General features: G+C 44.3%; 12 protein-coding genes. 4 read left to right on the top strand and 8 right to left on the bottom strand.

What is annotated here, in order from left to right; all coding sequences use genetic code 11:
- The first annotated feature begins 73 nt into the window (after positions 1-73).
- A complete protein-coding gene (locus B3Q63_RS00310) occupies positions 74-1246 on the top strand; it encodes a cupin domain-containing protein (RefSeq protein ID WP_296172417.1) in 1173 nt (390 codons plus the stop codon).
- Between the two features lie 198 nt (positions 1247-1444).
- Here the strand turns inward: B3Q63_RS00310 and guaD are convergent, their stop codons facing one another.
- The 8 genes from guaD to B3Q63_RS00350 form a co-directional block, all read right to left on the bottom strand.
- Positions 1445-2878, bottom strand: a complete 1434-nt coding sequence (gene guaD, locus B3Q63_RS00315; RefSeq protein WP_296172420.1) for a guanine deaminase — start codon at positions 2876-2878, stop codon at positions 1445-1447.
- Between the two features lie 99 nt (positions 2879-2977).
- Entirely contained in the window at positions 2978-4096 is a 1119-nt protein-coding gene (locus B3Q63_RS00320) for an XdhC family protein (RefSeq protein ID WP_296172421.1), read from the bottom strand.
- Positions 4089-6677: a xanthine dehydrogenase molybdopterin binding subunit gene (gene xdhB, locus B3Q63_RS00325; RefSeq protein WP_296172424.1), complete on the bottom strand. Its 2589-nt coding sequence runs from the start codon at positions 6675-6677 to the stop codon at positions 4089-4091. The genes B3Q63_RS00320 and xdhB overlap by 8 nt, the downstream gene beginning before the upstream one ends.
- Entirely contained in the window at positions 6674-8437 is a 1764-nt protein-coding gene (locus B3Q63_RS00330; protein WP_296172428.1) for a xanthine dehydrogenase small subunit, read from the bottom strand. The genes xdhB and B3Q63_RS00330 overlap by 4 nt, the downstream gene beginning before the upstream one ends.
- Before the next feature lie 157 nt (positions 8438-8594).
- A complete protein-coding gene (locus tag B3Q63_RS00335) occupies positions 8595-9956 on the bottom strand; it encodes a uracil-xanthine permease family protein (RefSeq protein ID WP_296172431.1) in 1362 nt (453 codons plus the stop codon).
- 355 nt (positions 9957-10311) lie between these two features.
- Complete coding sequence (locus B3Q63_RS00340) at positions 10312-11004, bottom strand: 1-pyrroline-5-carboxylate dehydrogenase (protein WP_201628563.1); 693 nt, start codon at positions 11002-11004, stop codon at positions 10312-10314.
- An 11-nt stretch (positions 11005-11015) separates the two neighbouring features.
- Entirely contained in the window at positions 11016-14243 is a 3228-nt protein-coding gene (gene putA, locus B3Q63_RS00345; RefSeq protein WP_296172434.1) for a bifunctional proline dehydrogenase/L-glutamate gamma-semialdehyde dehydrogenase PutA, read from the bottom strand.
- 702 nt (positions 14244-14945) lie between these two features.
- Positions 14946-16241, bottom strand: coding sequence for an NCS2 family permease (locus tag B3Q63_RS00350; protein WP_201563518.1), 1296 nt, complete (start codon positions 16239-16241; stop codon positions 14946-14948).
- Positions 16242-16809: 568 nt separating this feature from the next.
- Here B3Q63_RS00350 and tolQ point away from each other — a divergent pair.
- From tolQ to B3Q63_RS00365, 3 genes are all read left to right on the top strand, one after another.
- On the top strand, positions 16810-17541 hold the full coding sequence (tolQ, locus tag B3Q63_RS00355) for a protein TolQ (protein ID WP_296172440.1): 732 nt from the start codon (positions 16810-16812) through the stop codon (positions 17539-17541).
- A complete protein-coding gene (gene tolR / locus B3Q63_RS00360) occupies positions 17538-17996 on the top strand; it encodes a protein TolR (RefSeq protein WP_201563520.1) in 459 nt (152 codons plus the stop codon). Before tolQ ends, tolR begins: the two co-directional genes overlap by 4 nt.
- A gap of 163 nt (positions 17997-18159) precedes the next feature.
- A complete protein-coding gene (locus B3Q63_RS00365) occupies positions 18160-19203 on the top strand; it encodes a TonB C-terminal domain-containing protein (RefSeq protein WP_296172444.1) in 1044 nt (347 codons plus the stop codon).
- Positions 19204-19294: the final 91 nt, after the last annotated feature.

Genomic DNA, 19294 nt, shown 5'->3' on the forward strand with positions numbered 1-19294 from the left:
AAACTATTAAAACTGTCCTATAAAGCACTCCTCACTATTAATCTTATACCCATTTTTAGATATGGATTTATCAATGACCTCAATTCCCCTTTGTTTACCTGATTCTATTACGCCTGAGCAATTCTTAAACGAGTATTGGCAAAAAAAACCATTACTCATTAAACAAGGTCTACCGCTATTAATTGGTATGTTCGAGCCAGAAGACATGCTTGGGCTTGCGCTTGAAGAAGACGCTTCGGCGCGCCTACTGACCCAAGCCGCGACTAAGCAAGAAGGTGCGCCACAATGGCAACTCAAAAAAAGCCCATTGGCTGAAACTGATTTTGATAACTTGCCAAAACAATGGACCGTACTGGTGCAGAATATGGAACAGTGGTCACCTGAGCTTGGTCAATTATGGCAAGCATTTGACTTTATTCCGCAATGGCAGCGTGATGATATTATGGTCTCATATGCACCTAAAGGTGGCTCGGTGGGCAAGCACTATGACGACTATGATGTGTTTTTAGCGCAAGGGTTTGGGTCTAGACGTTGGCAGCTCGGCAAATTCTGTGATAAAGATACTGAGTTCGTTGCCGATGAGCCGATTAGATTGTTTGATGATATGGGTGAGCTCATCTTTGATGAGATACTAGAAGCTGGTGACGTGCTCTATGTACCGCCGAAACTTTCACACTTTGGCGTCGCGCAAGATGACTGCTTAACCTTTTCATTTGGCTGTCGTCGTCCAAATTTGATGCAAATTATCGATAGCCTAGCTGATATCGCCACCAACGATAGCGATTTATTTATCCCGATGCTACTACCACAAGCGCTGCAAGCATCAGGTGAATTGCAAGCAGATAGTATCAATGCGATTAAAGACCAACTATTACAAATGCTGCAATCTGAGCGCGGCGACGATATTATTCGTCAAGCAGTGTCGGAAGTCGTGAGCAAACGTCAGTATGATGCGCTAATTCCAGAAGAAACGGTAGACACTGATGAGCTGATGCAAGCATTATCAGAAGGTGCAACGCTGCAAGCGGACTATAGTAATCGCCTACTCTATAGCCAAACTGATGATGGCGTGACGCTATATGCCAATGGTCAACGCCTTGATGGTCTTGATGCTGCGGCAACAGCCATACTAGTGCGCTTGGCTAATGGCGAGCACTTGCAACATCAAGATGTCATAGATATCGATCCTGACGAGTTGAGCGAATGGTTAGAAAATGGTTGGGTGTGGCTACAATATCCCGAATGATACGGTAGCCATATTTTTAGCGATTGAGGTTTAAACATCGTTAATAATTAAAAACGATCAGTATTTTTTTACGCAAACTTAAAAGCTGTAGTAGAAAAAGGCTGATCGTCATTTAAAGATGTGTCCCAGTTCGTAGAAACTTTGCAATTTACTTTCTCTACACCCTTAACACACGAACTGTTCCTGTATGATTTAACCTTATGCTGTAGCCGCTTTTTTATAACGGCTTACCCCTGCAATGACGGTCTCCTCAACCACTCTATCATCACCGAGCATCATCAATACAAATAGTTGTTCTTCAAGTATTTTAGTCTGCGCCATACGTCTTTCTAATAAAGGCGTCGATGCCATGTCTATTACTACAAAATCCGCTTCTTTATTAGGCATAAAGTTACCGATTTTATCATCTAGCATTAACGACTGTGCATTGCCCAAAGTAATCTGGTATAGGCCTTGATGAGCGGACAATTGGTTGTTTTGTAATTGCTGAACTTTATAAGCCTCTGACAAGGTTACTAACATCGATAAACTGGTTCCCGCCCCTACATCAGTGGCAATACTTACGCCGGTATAGCTTAATGTTTTAGGCAAATCAAATAATCCACTGCCTAAAAACAAATTAGACGTTGGACAGTGCGCTATTTGCGTACCAGTTGCGCGTAGCCTTTCGTATTCTGGAGTCTCCAGATAGATACCATGTGCCAAAGTGGTGTATCGACCCAGCAGCCCCATATCCTCGTAGACATCTAGATAACCTTTATACTTGGGATACAGCTCACGTACAAAAGCCACTTCCTCACGGTTTTCTGCCAGATGTGTTTGCAGATAAACAGTGTCGTAGCTGGCATATAGCTCGCCTGCCAATTGCAGCTGTGTTGGCGTTGAGGTAATCGCAAACCTTGGGGTAATAGCCACATGTTGGCGTCCACGACCATGCCAATTATCAATAATATCTTGCGAATCTTTTATACTTTGCTCAGCAGGCACACACAGATGCTCAGGCGCGTTTTGATCCATCAACACGTTACCCGTAATCATGCGGGTATTGAGCCTGTGACTTTCAGTAAAAAAGGCTTCTGCGGACTCAGGATGGCTAGTAGAAAACACCATGGCGCTGGTCGTGCCATTGGCGAGTAACTGGTTTAAGAAGAATTGCGCCGTATCATGGGCAACTTTTGAATCACCAAAATTGGCTTCAGTGACAAAAGTATAATTATTGAGCCAATCAAGTAGCTGCTCACCGAAAGCCGCAATCATATCTATCTGCGGATAGTGCACATGGGTATCGATGAAGCCCGGCATAATCAGCTTATCTCGATAATCATGAATCTTGACCGGTTCTTGACCATTAGTTTGAGCATAACTTGCTAATATTGCTTCGCTACTACCATAATCTATAATGCAGCCTGTCACATCATCGACAACCAGCGCACCATTAGCAATATACTCAGGATAGACGTTAAGGCCTGCAATGACTGGTAATAGTGTTATGCTTTTATCAATGGTTGCTGGATTTGAATAATTAGAAGCTGTTGAGTTGGGTTTTCCAGTATGCGCACGCTCAACTACTTGATTCAGATCATTTTCGGTAAGATAGTGCAGGAGCTGCGCTTGATAAATATGTAGAGCCATTAGTAAATCTCCCTTCACTTGGTCATACCGAACGTTTTAGTTAGAATCTAAATTAATGGTAAAGGTAGAAATCAGTATTGATGGTCTAGCAGTTATGGATTATTTTTGATGATAATGCTGCAAAATTTGCGCAGCGATAGACACGGCAACGGCCATAGGTTCTTTACCACCAATCGGTAATCCAATTGGCATGGTTAGTTGCTCGACTATCTGCTTATCATAACCACGTTGCAGCAGACGACTTTTAAAACGCTCTGCTTTAGTTGCCGAGGCAATACAACCAATATAAGGCATCGATACTTTTGAGCGACCATTATCTAAATCATTATCTAAATCATCATTATCGAGACTAGTTGCTAAACCGTTTGCCTCTAAAGCAGCATCTAACGCGGCACGTACAAGCTCAAAATCCAGACTATGATCATGGGTCATAACTAGAATAAAACGCTGACCGCTTTGTTTAAATGGTTCAATAAACGGGCGAATGAAATCAACAGGATCATCATCAATATGCGGGCGAATATGAGCAGGAAGATTATAAAGCTTGGGCTGATTTGAGCTAGGCTGAGTTTCTAATCCTTGAGACAAATCTTCTGTTTGAATAGATTTGTTTGGCAAATTAGATTTATCTAATAAATAGCGCTCAAACATCTCAGGGCGACTATCGACCCAATCCACTTGGCAAGGCAGCTCCGCCAGTATCGTCATCAACGCTGCTGCCACATGCCCTGCCCCAAATACCAATATTGACATCGGCGGCGTCACATTAAAGTATTCAAACATGACAGTGACACTACCACCACAGCACTGCGCTAGCTTTGCGCCTAGCGGATAATGCTTGGTATAAACCGCATCGCGTCTTACTACTTTAGATGGCGTCGACTCACTGTCGTTATCTTTATCATTGTCATTGTCATTGTCGGTATTTTTATTGACACTTTTGTCTCTTTTAGAAGCTTTGAGTATGGTTGTATCTATCTCACCATTTAGCAATTGCCGTGCTGTCATGACGACATCATGCTCAAGACCGCCGCCGCCAAGCGTATCGCAACAGTTATCATGGGTGATCACCATTTTGGCCTGTAGCGCTCGGGGCGCAGACCCATTAACCGCAACGATAGTCGCCAATACATGCGCAGACCCTTGCTGCTGATACTGGGCTAGGCCATCATACCAACGTACTGGTATTGGCATAGGTGGCAATGATGAATTATTCACTGTGCGTCGGTTCACTATGGGCAGGGCCTCTAGCCGTTGCTACGTTAGGATGCTCTATCGCTTCTGGCTGCTCGTCGACTGTCTGACCCTCGACCTCTGGCGGCTTGATATCTTCGGCATGTGGCACAAGTTGTGGCTTAACTTTATCATCGTCAATACCGCAGTTGTCCTCCTCATCTCTAGTCAAGCTATCAATCGCATCAAAGTTTACATTCGTGTCAAGCTCCCACTCTTCGCCTTGCATGCGCATCACCGCTTTTAATACTGCCTCTGGAGTTGCTGGCATCGTAAGATCAGGGTTCTTTTTATAATCACTTAAGCTTGCGACTGCATTATTGATAGCACACCAAACGCTAGCTGCCAGCATAAAAGGTGGCTCACCAACTGCTTTAGAATTATAAATGGTTTGCTCTTCATTTTTACGATCGTATAATTTAACTTTAAATTGTTTTGGCAAATCATGTGACGTTGGAATCTTATAATTCGCGGGGCTATTGGATGCTAGTGTTCCCTTTTTATCCCAAGTAAGCTCCTCAGTTGTGAGCCAACCCATGCCTTGCACAAAGCCGCCTTCAATCTGACCAATATCGATAGCGGGGTTAATCGACTGTCCTGCATCATGTAAGATGTCGCAGCGCAGCACTTGATACTCACCCGTTAACGTATCTATTTCAACTTCAGAACAGGCAGCGCCTAAGGCAAAGTAGAAGAAAGGTCGACCCCACGCTTTAGAACGGTCGTAAAATATCTTTGGCGTTTTATAGTAGCCAGTAGAAGATAGACTAACGCGGTGCTGATACACTAACTGCACCATTTCAGCAAAAGTAAAATCTTCCTTATCACCAATATAGACATGATTGCGCTCAAAACGTATGTCTTCTTGCGCCACTTCAAAATACTCAGCGGCAAACTCGACGATACGTGCCTTGATGGTTAAACAAGCGTTTTGCGCGGCTTTACCATTGATATCGGTGCCTGATGAAGCCGCAGTCGGTGAGGTATTAGGCACTTTGTCGGTACGCGTTGCCGATACTTTTACGGTATCCAAATCCACATCAAACTCATTGGCGACGATTTGAGCAATTTTGACAAACAGCCCTTGCCCCATTTCTGTCCCGCCATGGTTGAGGTGGATACTGCCATCGGTATAAATATGTACTAGAGCGCCTGCTTGATTGAGCGTCTGCACGGTAAACGAGATGCCAAACTTCACAGGCGTTAAGGCCATGCCAAGACGTTTGTCGCTGCCCTCAGCTTCGGCTTGCTCATTGGCTTTTATCATCTGCTGGCGACGCTGATCATAATCACAATCTTTTGCCAGTGTCTCCATAATCGTTGCCAAATCAAAATGCTCAATTGGCTGACCATAATGAGTACTTTGGCCATTTTGGTAGAGGTTAGTCAAACGCACTTGCAGAGGGTCTTTGCCTAAAGTATAGGCAATATGGTCCATCATATATTCGGCAGTCATCAGACCTTGAGGCCCGCCAAAACCTCGATAAGCAGTATTCGACACCGTGTGCGTTTTACAGCGATGCCCTGCCACCTGCGCGGCTGGATAATAATAAGCATTGTCACAGTGGAACATCGCTCGATCGACGATAGCATCGGACAAATCTGGCGCATAACCACACAAGCCAGCCAGCTGCATATCGACGCCAAGAATTTGTCCTGACTCGTCAACGCCGACTTCATAACGGTTGGCAAATTCGTGGCGTTTACCGGTCACTACCATGTCATCTTGACGATCCAAGCGCATACTGACAGGGACATTGTGACGTTTGGCAACGATACCGCAAAAGCATGCCCATGCAGCTGCTTGGGTTTCTTTGCCGCCAAAACCGCCGCCCATTCTGCGTACGACCGTGTTGACCGCATGAAAGGGTAAATCCGTTACTTCAGCGACCAGCTGTTGCACTTCACTCGGATGCTGCGATGAGGTATAGACTTCAAGTCCGCCATCATCACAAGGCACGACATAGGACACTTGGCCTTCAAGATAAAAATGCTCTTGACCTAGCATATGAATATGGCCTGCAATACGCATAGGCGCCTTTGCAAGCGCTGCTTCGGTATCACCGCGCTGCATGAAGTGGCTTGGACGTACAAACTGTTCCTGCTCTAAAGCCTCATCAATACTTAATACTGCTGATAATGGCTCATATTCTACAACTGCTTTAAGCGCTGCCTTTTTTGCGGCACGGTGAGTGGTTGCCACCACCAAAAATAGCGTCTGACCTACGTACTCTGTGATCTCATCCACCATCAATGGCTCACCGTCAAACACTGCGCCGATATCCGTTTGTGCGGGTAAGTCTTTAAAACTTAAAACATCAATGACCCCATCAGCCGCTCTAACAGCACTGAGATCCATACTGGTTACCCGAGCATGAGCGTGACTGCTTTTACCGACTGCCAAATGCAAAGTGCCTTGCGGCTTTAGGATATCATCCACATAGGTTGCCGTTCCCATGACGTGGCTTATCGCACTATCATGTTTGGCAGAAGTGCCGATTTTATTTTTAGGCGGACGTACGCGGCGAATACTGTAGCTGTCAAATAAGGATGATTGATGGCTCATGATGATTCTCTCTCAGTTTGCGTCTCTTTTATCAGCTGCTTGCCACACTTAATTAGTAAACGTTGCACCACATGCAAGCGATACTCACGGCTTGCTCGGACATCTGTTAATGGCGAGACATCCATCGGTAGCGCTTTTGCAGCCTTCTCAAAACTTGCAAGCTCAAGGGGTTGACCTAGGAGCGCTTGCTGGCAATTTTTTGCTAATAATGGTATTGCCGCCATACCGCCGAGACCGATTTTTGCATGGTCAATAGTCATACCGTCTGCTGACAGATCGATTCTTACGGCAACCAAACAAGCAGAAATATCATCTTCATAACGCTTACTAATTTTATGAATAAATAAATGCTGATTAGCCTGCATCAGTGGCATATGAATAGCGACAATATAACTGCCTGCCCGTAGCTTGGTCTTTTTATAATCTATAAAAAATTCTGATAAGGGTATTATCTCGTCTATATAAGGCTTTTGATTATGTTCATTGTTTTCATCTTTAGCGTTTGCCTCTTCACCACCAATATCTCCATTATTGGGATTACAATGACGCAAATGAATGCGCGCTTCTAACGCCAGTAAAATTGGCGGTAAATCTCCAATTGGCGAGGCATTGGCAATATTACCGCCAAGCGTACCCATATTACGGATTTGTGGTGAAGCGGTTCTTGCGAATAATGCGGCAAAGGCAGGAAAGTTATGTTCCAGTATTGGTAGCATTTGCTGATAGGTCATGCCAGCCCCAAACGTCAATTCCTGTACTACTTCTTCATTATCAGTTGAATTGGCTAACTCGGATAACAGCTTTGCATTAGCCTTTGAATCATGCTTTGAGCTAGACTTTGAATGAGAAAGCGACCAAGTTTTTAGTTCATCAATAGCGGACAGCTGAATAATCACTTCATGATCAACCAAGTGCTGCGTAATGCTTAATCCCAAGTCCGTACCACCCGCCCAAATAGTCGCTTGTGGATATACGGCCAATAACTGATTAAGCTCGTCCACTGTCTTTGGAATGAATAACTGCCGCGACCCTTCAGCAAGAGCAGGCTCTATAGTCGACGCTTTATTCGAGGTATCCAATGATGCAGTTTTAAGCAGCGCATCACTTTTACTTGCCATCGCATCCGTCGCTAAGCTTATAGTCAAATCTTTTGCGACTGTTTTATCAGCGTCTCTTTGCTGACCAATCTTACCCATCGTTAGACCTGCTTCAATGATGGGTCGATAACCAGTACAGCGGCATAGATTCCCTGAAATTGCGGCGACAATATCATCATAGCTTAGGTCATCATAGCTTGATTCACCATTTGTGCTGCCCTGCTTGGCATTTTGCTGTTGTTGCATACGATGGTTTTCATACAAATTCGCCAGAGACATCACAAAACCAGGAGTACAAAATCCACATTGCGAGCCATGACAGTCAACCATCGCCTGCTGTGCAGGATGCAATAGGGCCCGTTCTGGGTGATGTGCTGGATTGTCCGCCAGATAAGAAGCGGTCATTAAATGATGACCATCCATCAGCGACAATAGAGCGATACAGGAGTTAAAAGTATAAAAAGGAGTGCTGTCACTAGAGTCGCTTGTCGCATGGTTAGGCAAGCGTTGCGCCATAATGGTACAGGCGCCGCAATCGCCACTACCGCAGCCTTCTTTAGTATCAGTTTGATGTTCGTGCAAGCGTAGATACTCAAGTACCGTCGTATTCGGATTGAGGTGGCTTATCTCATGGTGCTTTCCGTTCAGATAGAAACTAATCATAGCAATACTCGGCTAAAAAATTGGGCTTTGTGAAATTAAACAGCTTACATAGATTGTTAATATAAACACTTGCTAAATGGTGCAAACCAATCAATTAATATGTAATAGCTATCACACAATAATATTTACCAATCACACTTCTATTAAATATTTACTTTTATATATCAGCGTCTTGGGTATCTTCTGGTAAGAATAAACTCAATGCAATGGCAGTAATCGCTCCTATAGCGACAGGCGATATCAGCACGTTACGTATAAACTCAGGCAGTTGTGATAACACCTCAGGCACCATAGATACGCCGATACCGATGCCTACAGAAGTAGCAATAATCAACATATCACGGCGGTCAAGCTTAGCGCTAGCCAATACTTTTATGCCAGCTACCGCTACTGTCCCAAACATAACCAATGTTGCGCCACCAAGTACTGGCTGCGGCATGGTTTGCAATATGGCGCCAAAGATAGGAAACAATCCAATGACAATCATAAGAGCCGCAATATAAATACCGACATGACGGCTGGCGACGCCCGTAAGCGCAATGACGCCGTTATTTTGGCTAAAGGTGGTCGACGGCATGCTGTTTAAGGTGGCAGCAATCATAGAGTTGACCCCATCTGCCAATACCCCGCCTTGAATTCTATTAAGATAGACAGGGCCTTTGACAGGCTCTTTTGATACTACAGCGTTGGCTGTTAGATCGCCCGTCGTTTCGAGGGCGCTGACACAGTACAAAATAGCTAATGGAATAAAAGCGGTGATATCAAACTGAAAACCAAATTTGAATGGGATAGGAATGGTAATAAAACCGACATTGTTTAATGAAGAAAAGTCTAATCTGCCCATGAAAAAGGCGGCTAACATTCCTAAGATTAAGGCAATGACAATAGAAGAAAGTCTTAATAGTGGGTTTTTTGAGCGGTTAAATACAATCACCGATACCAGCACAACCATCCCTAAGAATAGGTTCTGCAAACTGCCAAAATCTTCGGCGCCAAAACCGCCTGCAATATCAGTCATGGCAACTTCAATCAGCGGAACACCGATGAGAATAATAATAGTGCCAGTGACCACAGGGGTAAATATTCTTTTTAATTTGTGAATAAAGCGGCTAAGAATAATCTCGACAAAGGCGGCACAAAAACTAACCCCAAAAATAGTAGCCAAAATATCTTCTGGTGAACCACCCCGCCCTTTTACAATCAGTCCAGCAGCGATAATAGCGGTTAAAAAAGCAAAGCTAGTACCTTGCAAACTGAGCATGCCCGCGCCTATAGGACCTATTTTTTTACATTGAATATAAGTGCCAATTCCAGAGGAGATGAGCGCACAGCTGATCAGATAAGGAACGTAATCACCCAAACCCAAGGTTCCGGCGACAATCAAGGTAGGAGTGACAATAGCGACGATACTAGCCAAGAGGTGTTGTAAAGCGGCAAAACTTGCCGGCCAAAAGCTAGGCTTGTCATTGAGCTGATACATCAGCTCAGCGTTTTTTTGAGACTCTAAAGATTGAGACATTTTAATCATCCTTGATTAATATGATCTTAAATCTATTAACAATCCTTGTTAATAGTTGTAGGCTGCTCTAGTTAAATTCCCCACCTTATTATTGGTCACAATATCAATTAAAAAGATGACTATTTGGTCAGGTTTTATTTATAGTATCACCACTATTGTTTGCCTACAAGCTAAAAAACCATGGATTTAAGAGATTTTTAACTTCTAAGCAAAATAATAAATACTTTAAAAAGACTATAAAAAACGGTCAGTAATCATTTCCCAAAACGCTTGGAAAACAATTACTGACCGTTATGTTTGTGCTTCTATTTTTTATCTACTAGCAATAATCTAACTTTTTATCTAGACGAGATTATTACTCTGTTCCAAGCTCCAGTAAGCTGGCATTACCACCAATCGCTGTGGTATTAATGGTTCTTACCCGTTCGGTGACAAAGCGATAGAGATAATCAGGCGTCAGCATCTCTGACAGTCCTTCCATGTCAGTGACAGCAATGACTTGCGTCAAGATGCCGTCAGTATTAGCAAGCTCTTGGCTAATCGTTTGGACTTCGCTTTGATTACCAGCGACAGCCACTTGTGCCAGACGATCGATATATAGCAGCGTCACGGTCTGTGAATCGTTCGCCACACTCAACACATCATCACTAATGCCCGTCTCGTACAGTATTTTTGCAGCCTCATTGCACATCTCATCTTGGCTTGGGCAATGTAGTATCACCTCGTTACCAGTCAATAATGCGGCTATAAGCTGCCCAAGTACTGCCATTGCGCGCGCAGACTCACCACCGATGACCATGGTTTTGCCACGAGCGGTCACGTATAAATCGTTGGATTCACCCGTCGCGCCCGTCATACGCTGCACTTCATCTAAGCTTGGCGCAGCACTTAATAAATGATTGAATAAACGCTTTGCTTTATTAACATCGCCAGTTAGCAAGGCCAACTTTGCAATGGCTGCTTGTAGATACGTTGCGCGATTGACCGCGCCAAGTAATCGCCAAGATTCACAAACTTGGGCATGATTCTTTTTAAATTCAGTCGCCATCTTGCTACTCCTTATGCGATTTGTGTTTGAGTGAGTGATTCAGTCGTTATTAACTCAGATTGCAGCTGCATGAGACGGGCTACATAATGTGGACCACCCGCTTTTGGACCCGTACCCGATAGACCACAGCCACCAAATGGCTGAACGTTTACAACGGCACCGATTTGGTTACGGTTGATGTAGGTGTTACCAACAAACGCACGGCGCTCTATATGCTCGGCAATATTTTCAATACGGCTATGAATACCTAAAGTCAGACCAAAACCAGTACCATTAATGGCATCGATAAGCTTATTCAGATCAGGCGCTTTATAACGCAATACATGCAATATCGGACCGAAATGCTCGCCACCGATGACATCGATACTTTTGACCTCAATCGCCGTTGGCAAGACAAAGGTAGAATGCTCTTCGCTGACAACCGAGCTTGCACTCATAGGCGTCTGCGCCAAAATAGTTGCTGTTGGTTCAGCGCTCATACGTTCGATATGTGCCTCCAGACTGTGCTTGGCATCCGCATCAATCACCGGACCTACGTCTGTGGTTACGTGTAGGGGATTACCGACGACCAATTCGGCCATAGTCCCTTGTAGCAATTCGATTAAATTATCCGCGACTTCTTCTTGCACGCATAAGATACGACAGGCTGAACAACGCTGACCGGCTGAGCCAAAGGCTGACAATACCGCATCTTTAACCACCTGTTCAGGTAGCGCGGTTGAGTCAACAATCATGGCATTTTGACCACCCGTCTCAGCAATAAAGACCGGTAGCTCGCCACTGGCTTGCACATGATTGTTTAAGCTTTGGTTGATACGCTGCGCCGTTTGGGTTGAACCGGTAAAAATAACGCCTGCGATATTATCAGCAGCTGTCAATGCACCACCAACATCGCCCGCACCCGTCACTAACTGTAATGCTTCGGCTGGAACCCCAGCTTGATACATTAACTGCGCACCAAAATGAGCGATTAAGCTGGTCTGTTCAGCAGGTTTAGCCACTACTGTATTGCCTGCTGCTAGTGCTGCAACGATTTGACCGGTATAAATAGCCAATGGGAAGTTCCAAGGGCTGATACATACGAAAGTACCGCGTGCTTTATAAACCTGACGCGAGGGTTTACCTGTTAAATCAGTAAACTCATGAACTACGTCGTCTAAACGCTCTGCTTCGTCGGCATAAAAGCGGCAAAAATCAACCGCTTCTTTGATTTCATCGATACCGTCTTGCATGGTTTTACCGGCTTCAATCTGGCAGAGCGCCATCAGTTCAGCATAGTTTTCTTCATATAAGTCTGCCACCTTGCGCAATATAGCAGCACGATTCGCGGCTGGTACTGCTTGCCACGCACTTTGCCCTGCTACTGCCGCATCGATAGCTTGCACCGCCAATTCCGCATTGGCATATTTTACCTCACCAGCGATGACTTCATGATTCCAAGGTGCACACACTTTCTGAAATTCAAGCTGATGAGTCTTACCATCCGCTTCGTATTCATCAACTGCTTTACCATTGATAATAGAAGTTGCTGACCACGTTTTATGCAGATGACTATCAATAGCAGCTTTAAACGGTAGCCATTGCGACTCTACAAAAATATTGGGACCGAAACTGGCACGACGCTCGCCATAGATATCTAACGGCAGCGGAATATCAGGGTTATGTAAAGTATCATTGGTCAATAATTTGTCGTATGGATGCACGGTTAGCTTATCAATGGGATAAGATTTGTCTAATAACTGATGGACAAACGAGCTATTGGCACCGTTTTCAAGCAATCGACGTACCAAATATGGTAGTAAGTCTTTATGGGCGCCAACCGGTGCATAGATACGTACCGGAATTTGATAGGCTTGCAAGATATGGTCATAAAGCGCATCGCCCATACCATGTAGACGCTGAAACTCGAAGTCTCTATGCGCACTCATGGTCATAATCGACGCTAGCGTGTGCGCGTTATGCGTCGCAAACTGTGGCCAAATCAGACCACGCAGATGCTCAGACAATAAGAAGCGCGCGCAAGCAAGATAGGCTGTGTCCGTACCTTCTTTACGCGTCCACACAGGATAGCCGGATAGACCTTTTTGCTGCGCCAATTTAATCTCAGTATCCCAATACGCGCCCTTTACCAGACGTACTGGAATACGATCGCCGACTTCAGTTGCCAAGCGCGCTAACCACACTAAAATAGCAATCGCGCGTTTAGAATAACCTTGGACTACGATACCTAGCCCATCCCAATCAGCGGTTAAATTATCGCGATATAGAGACTCAAATAGTTTCAGAGAAATCTCAAGGCGATCGGCTTCTTCGGCATCGATACTGATATCGACATTAACTTCACGCGCCGCCTCAATCAGTAGTAGGCAGCGTTGACGTAATAGACCCATGACTTGCTCTTCTTGGGTCGCTTCATAGCGCGGATGCAAGGCTGACAGCTTAATAGATACCGACGGCTTTGGCATACCCTCTTTAACTTTAATGCTGGCAGTGGCTTTAATCGCATGCAGATAATCGTTGAAGTATTTTTCAGCGTCTTTATGGGTAATTGCTGCTTCACCTAGCATATCAAATGAATAGGTATAGCCTTTATTACGATATGGTTGGCTGTTTTTATTCGCCCCTTCAATGGTTTCGCCCAATACAAACTGATGACCCATAATACGCATGGCTTTTTGCATCGCACTACGAATGACCGGCTCACCCATCTTTTTGGTCATGCGGTCCAAAAACCCTGATGCCGTAGTATTGCTATCAATACTGACCACACGGCCGGTCATCATCATGCCCCACGTCGAGGCATTGACCATGAAGCCATTGTCATTTTTTAGATGCTTTTTCCAATCAGCCACACTCATTTTGTCATGAATCAGCGCATCGGCAGTATAGTTATCCGGCACCCGAATCAATGCCTCTGCCAAGCTCATCAGCAAGATACCTTCTTGGGTATCGAGGCTATATTCAAGTAATAATGAGTCAACCATTTTCACAGCTTTGCCATCATTACGTACGTGCTCGACCAGTTGGCGCGTCTGCGTTGCAGCGGCTTCACGTTCGCTATCAGTCGGCTTGGCAAGGGGCAACAATTCTGACAACCAACGTTCTTCATCCACGCTATATAAAGGTGAAATACGGGCGTGCAGCGTTTCTGACGACTGAGCAATATAGTCTGGCGCTAGCAAATCTACCGGCTTAAATAAAATCGGCTCTTGCGGGGTAAACTGGTCTACTGGGTTCATAACAACTCCATAACTATCGTTTAAAAACCATAATAAATAGCGTGGTAAAAATTCTGATTATTTTTGGAAAATACTTATAACCATCATTAAATTGAATACATGATTAAATTAAATAATAGTCGTCGATGAATATTTACAGCAATAATCAAAAGGCCAAACCACACCATCACAAAACGAGAAAATCCAGCATAGGCTGGACGCGGTCAAGTAGGTCGTTTTAGTGTTAAACGGGCTACGTTAACAATATAAAGGCAACAACGAACAGCTAAGCGGCATTAGTGCCTTCTTCTTGTTAGTAGTGAATGGAGAGTGATGCTCAGATGCGGTATCGTTTTAATAAAACCGTATCTGTCATCTTATATGACGCAAATTCACTGTAAGAAAAACCTCTACGGCGTTGATTGAGGTGATGCGCTTAGCTTAGTCATGGTAGCATAAAAAAAGCGTCAAACGCACGCTGTTACTTATTTTAACCAAGCAGAATATGGTTTAAAAACAATTGGTTATTAACATCACAGTAAATATCAAGATTTGGTTATATATCTAGATTGCTGACGCTGATTTAACTGGTTTTTTGAAGCCATAATTAGGGTTTTCCTATCCCACTTATTCACGTTTTACCTATGATTTTCCTATAAAAAACCCTCTTTATCAGATTAGTAGATAAAGAGGGTTTTTATGGTGAACACACTAGCTAATATTTTATAAGAAGACAATCTTAATCAATAATACAGCTGTTAAAAGCCAAACAGGAATACTCACATCAGAGAATTTACCAGCGACTACCTTGATAGCGGTATAGGTGATAAAGCCAAGTGCAATACCGTCAGCAACAGAATAGGTCAAAGGCGTAAATAACAAGACCACCACGACTGGCGCCGCTTCTGTTAAGTCATGCCATTTCACGTCTTTTAATGTGCCCATCATCAGTACTGCTACGTAAAAGATAGCCCCTGCTGTCGCATAACCAGGAATCATGGCAGCAAGCGGTGAGAAGAACACGCTGAGTAAAAATAGCACGCCAACGGTCACAGCCATTAATCCAGTACGACCTCCGGAGGCGATACCTGAGACACTTTCGATATAACTGGTCGTTGATGAGGTACCCAGTAAAGTACCTGCTACAGTCGCCGTCGAATCTGCTAACAACGCTTTACCCATATTAGGAATTTTACCATCTTTACCAATCAAACCTGCTTGACTGGTGGTTGCAATCAGCGTACCTGCCGTATCAAATAAATCCACAAATAAGAAGGCAAAGATAACACTAATCATTGCTACATCAAACGCACCAGCGATATCAAGCTGCATAAACGTTGGAGCAATAGACGGCGGCGCTGAGATAATACCTGAAAACTGGGTATTACCGGTGATAAGGCTAATAAGTGCTACCAGCAAAATACCAATAGTTACCGCACCTGGTATTTTTTTGTGAGACAAACCAACAATAATGATAAAACCAAGTGCTGCCATTGCCGGCGCAAATGCTGTCATATCACCAAGACCTACTAATGTCGCATCGTTATTAACGATGACACCAGCAGTTTGCATGGAGATAAACGCCAAAAATGCACCAATACCAGCGACAACGCCTTGTTTGATACTGTCTGGAATAGAATTAATGATGATTTCACGGATTTTAAATAAGCTGAGTAGGACAAAAATACAACCTGACAAAAATACCGCGCCAAGCGCCGTTTGCCAGCTGTAGCCCATGCCCAAAACCACGCCATAAGTAAAGAAGGCGTTGAGTCCCATACCTGGGGCTTGCGCGACTGGCAGGCGGGCATAAAACCCCATGATAAAACAACCAATAGCGGCGGCAAGACAGGTGGCAACGAATACCGCGCCTTTATCCATTCCAGCGTCAGCAAGTACGTTAGGGTTGACAAAAATGATGTAAGCCATGGTTAAAAACGTGGTTACACCAGCTAAAATCTCTGTTTTGATCGTGGTATTTTCACCGTTGATCCCAAAATAGCGTTCGATTGCGTTCATAAGAGTCGCTTCCAAATAGCAGTAAGTAAATTATCATTATCCACCTGCGTTGATAAGCGCCGTTTTGCAATAGCGACCATCAATGCTGCTTTTAAATCAAACATATAAAAATACATCCAAATTGCGACGATAAATGACGCTTCCAAATTGCGACTATAAATGACGCTTACAAACTAAGATTCGAGATGATGTTTTTAATCCTTTAGCCACATATAACTTTGGCAAATGCAGAGCCACCATGAAAAGCGATAGCAACAAACAATTACATTCTAGTGAAATTGTCTTACAATTTCAATTAATGTCACGCTTTTTAAGTTAATGGGCACAATTAGCTGACTATATCGACAGCCTTATAAAACCCATTCACTATTATAATTTTTGCACCAACGATTAAATTTACATTTAACACTTTAATAAATGACCTTTTTATCATTTCACAGTACACTACGGGGTTATAGCGAAGAGGCAGAATTAACATATTGTGAAAATGCTACCCGCCCCTAGCCGCTATAAGCATTTAGCCATTAAAATCAAAGCCGTTATTATTAATTACCCATGAGCCTAACCCATGCCTGAATCATTAAATATTGTCGACCTCATCACCCAAGCCAGTCTATTGGTACAGATTGTGATGGCATTGTTATTATTAGCCTCGTTGCTTAGTTGGGTGATTATTTTTCGTATGAGTGCCCGTTTGGGTACGGCCAAAAATTTCGACCAGCAGTTTGAAACTTGGTTTTGGTCAGGAGAAGATTTGGCGAAGCTTTATCAAGGCGTGCAAGGTTCGCCTGAGCGCCAAGGGCTTGAGCAGATTTTTTATGTTGGGTTTTCTGAATATTTAAGAATGCATAAAAAACGTCAGCCTAAAGATGACATCATCGATGGCGTTGAACGTAAGCTTCGCGTTGGCTTGGGTCGTCAGCAGCAGTTGTTAGAATCAGGATTGACGACGCTGGCAAGTATTGGTTCGGTAGCACCTTATGTTGGTTTATTTGGCACCGTTTGGGGCATCATGAATGCCTTTTTGGGACTGTCGCAAAGCGAACAAGCGACCCTAGCGACTGTTGCGCCCGGTATCGCTGAAGCCTTGATTGCCACTGCCATGGGTTTGTTTGCCGCTATTCCTGCGGTATTGGCTTATAACCATTTTACCGCCAAATCAAGCCGCCTATATGACTCACGTGCTTTATTCTGTGATGAGATGACGGGGATGCTCCAACGCGAAACCAGTATCGAAAATCCGCAGCCTAGTACGCAAGTTAGCCAAGTTAATCAAAGCACTCAGGTAACCGGTCTATGAAACAAAGTCCCTATCGCCGTGAGAAAAAAGCGCTGAATGCGGAGATGAACGTTGTTCCTTATATCGACGTCATGCTAGTGCTGCTTGTTATCTTTATGGTCACAGCGCCGATGCTGATTACGGGCGTCGACGTTGATTTGCCAAAAGAGCAAACCAATACCATGAGCCAAAGTCAGCTACCCGTGATTGTGTCGTTAACGGGCAGTGGCGAGATTTTTATCAGTTATGAGAACAATATCGACTTGCCGATTAGCGAGCCGGAGCTGATTGATACATTATCCAATCTGCAAAATCAAAGTAGCGAAGTGGGTGCACAGCCTTTACAAGTGATGATCAATGCCGATCAAAACAATCAGTATGGCGCTATCATGACCCTGATGGCAACTTTACAACAAGCAGGCATCCAAAAGGTAGGGCTATTGACAGGCGCGCCTTTGCCCGCGCCCTCATTATAATAACGCGCCCTCATTATAAGACCGCCCACTTTTAGCTCAATAAGACCGCCCACTTTTAGCTCAGTTGGTTATAATAAAGTAGATAATTTGATGAAGCTCTTTTTTCAGTCTCACGTTCTTGAATGCGCTATTTTTGAGTGCCCTATGTTTAAGTACCCTGTTTTTGAGTACCATATCCTTGAGTATCAGTGCCATGCGTAATGCGCCGACTGTTTATGTGCCGACCGAACCTGAAGGTAACGGGCTAACCTTGCCTACGTTGCTCAGTTTTCTGGCACATGGTCTTGTGATTGGTATCCTAATTTATAGCTATCAGAATATGGAAGTCGAGACCGCGGGCACTATTGAGACCGTCATGATATCCCCTGAACAATTGGCTGAGATGCAAGGACAGATACTTGCCAATCGTGCAGCGGCTGCCAGCGCCATGCAAGCCGACAGCGGTGCGAGCGGCTCATCCAGTAATATGCCAGAAAATAGTACTGATGGCAGCGTCAGCTACGACAGCCCAACGCAGCCCAATTCTCAGCGCGTGCCTGTTTTTACCCGTTCTGATGATTCCGCTAGTCGCCCCATGCTAATGAGTGAAGAGCAACACCAACGCCTACTTGAGCAAACGCAAGAGTATGAGCGTAATATGGCGGAGTGGGCAGCGCAATTAGATGAGTCTGTACTAGAAGAGCATGAGCAAATTGAACAAGATAAGAAACAACAGCTTATTGAAGAGCAAAAAAGACTCGGAGATTTTCGTAATAAGCAAAATAATCCGCCTAAGATTAAACGCCCTACGGCCAATGATAGAAATATAGAAATCAATACCGGTAGTTCTGGTAGCGCAGGTCAAACGCTTAGCTTAGGAGATGATGGACAGTCGATGCTATCTGGTGACGCCACGACTTCAAGTACCGCAAAAGGCAGTAGCCGCTCGGCATCCAGTGGCAGCCGCGGTGCTAGCAATAGTGAAATTATCAACCTCATCAAACGCAACTATAATCCACCGACGGCAGCAAAAGGCTCGACGCAGCGCGCTACCTTAACCATCACTGTCAATGCTAGTGGTAATGTGGTTAACGTCTCTGCCTCAGGACCTGATAGCGCGGTCAATGAAGCGGCGAAGCAGGCGGTGTTGAATACCGGCAGCTTACCAATTGATGCCGATGATCCTAAATACCCTACCTTTACCATACAGTTTAAGGGCAGCAATTAATCAGTTGCCCTAAGACGATATTATTGCTAACTTTAGCTAACGCAACCTATATATGCGGCGATATTATCGTTATCGTCAGTTTACCGCCTTT

The sequence above is a fragment of the Psychrobacter sp. UBA2769 genome (genome assembly GCF_002352555.1).
Classification (GTDB): domain Bacteria; phylum Pseudomonadota; class Gammaproteobacteria; order Pseudomonadales; family Moraxellaceae; genus Psychrobacter; species Psychrobacter maritimus.

What these genes read in the sequence shown, in the direction of transcription:
- putA (WP_296172434.1), bottom strand. Translation starts at nt 14,243, where the DNA reads ATGAACCCAGTAGACCAGTTTACCCCGCAAGAGCCGATTTTATTTAAG.
- tolQ (WP_296172440.1), top strand. Translation starts at nt 16,810, where the DNA reads ATGCCTGAATCATTAAATATTGTCGACCTCATCACCCAAGCCAGTCTA.
- B3Q63_RS00350 (WP_201563518.1), bottom strand. Translation starts at nt 16,241, where the DNA reads ATGAACGCAATCGAACGCTATTTTGGGATCAACGGTGAAAATACCACG.
- B3Q63_RS00340 (WP_201628563.1), bottom strand. Translation starts at nt 11,004, where the DNA reads ATGGCGACTGAATTTAAAAAGAATCATGCCCAAGTTTGTGAATCTTGG.
- tolR (WP_201563520.1), top strand. Translation starts at nt 17,538, where the DNA reads ATGAAACAAAGTCCCTATCGCCGTGAGAAAAAAGCGCTGAATGCGGAG.
- xdhB (WP_296172424.1), bottom strand. Translation starts at nt 6,677, where the DNA reads ATGAGCCATCAATCATCCTTATTTGACAGCTACAGTATTCGCCGCGTA.
- B3Q63_RS00335 (WP_296172431.1), bottom strand. Translation starts at nt 9,956, where the DNA reads ATGTCTCAATCTTTAGAGTCTCAAAAAAACGCTGAGCTGATGTATCAG.
- B3Q63_RS00330 (WP_296172428.1), bottom strand. Translation starts at nt 8,437, where the DNA reads ATGATTAGTTTCTATCTGAACGGAAAGCACCATGAGATAAGCCACCTC.
- guaD (WP_296172420.1), bottom strand. Translation starts at nt 2,878, where the DNA reads ATGGCTCTACATATTTATCAAGCGCAGCTCCTGCACTATCTTACCGAA.
- B3Q63_RS00310 (WP_296172417.1), top strand. Translation starts at nt 74, where the DNA reads ATGACCTCAATTCCCCTTTGTTTACCTGATTCTATTACGCCTGAGCAA.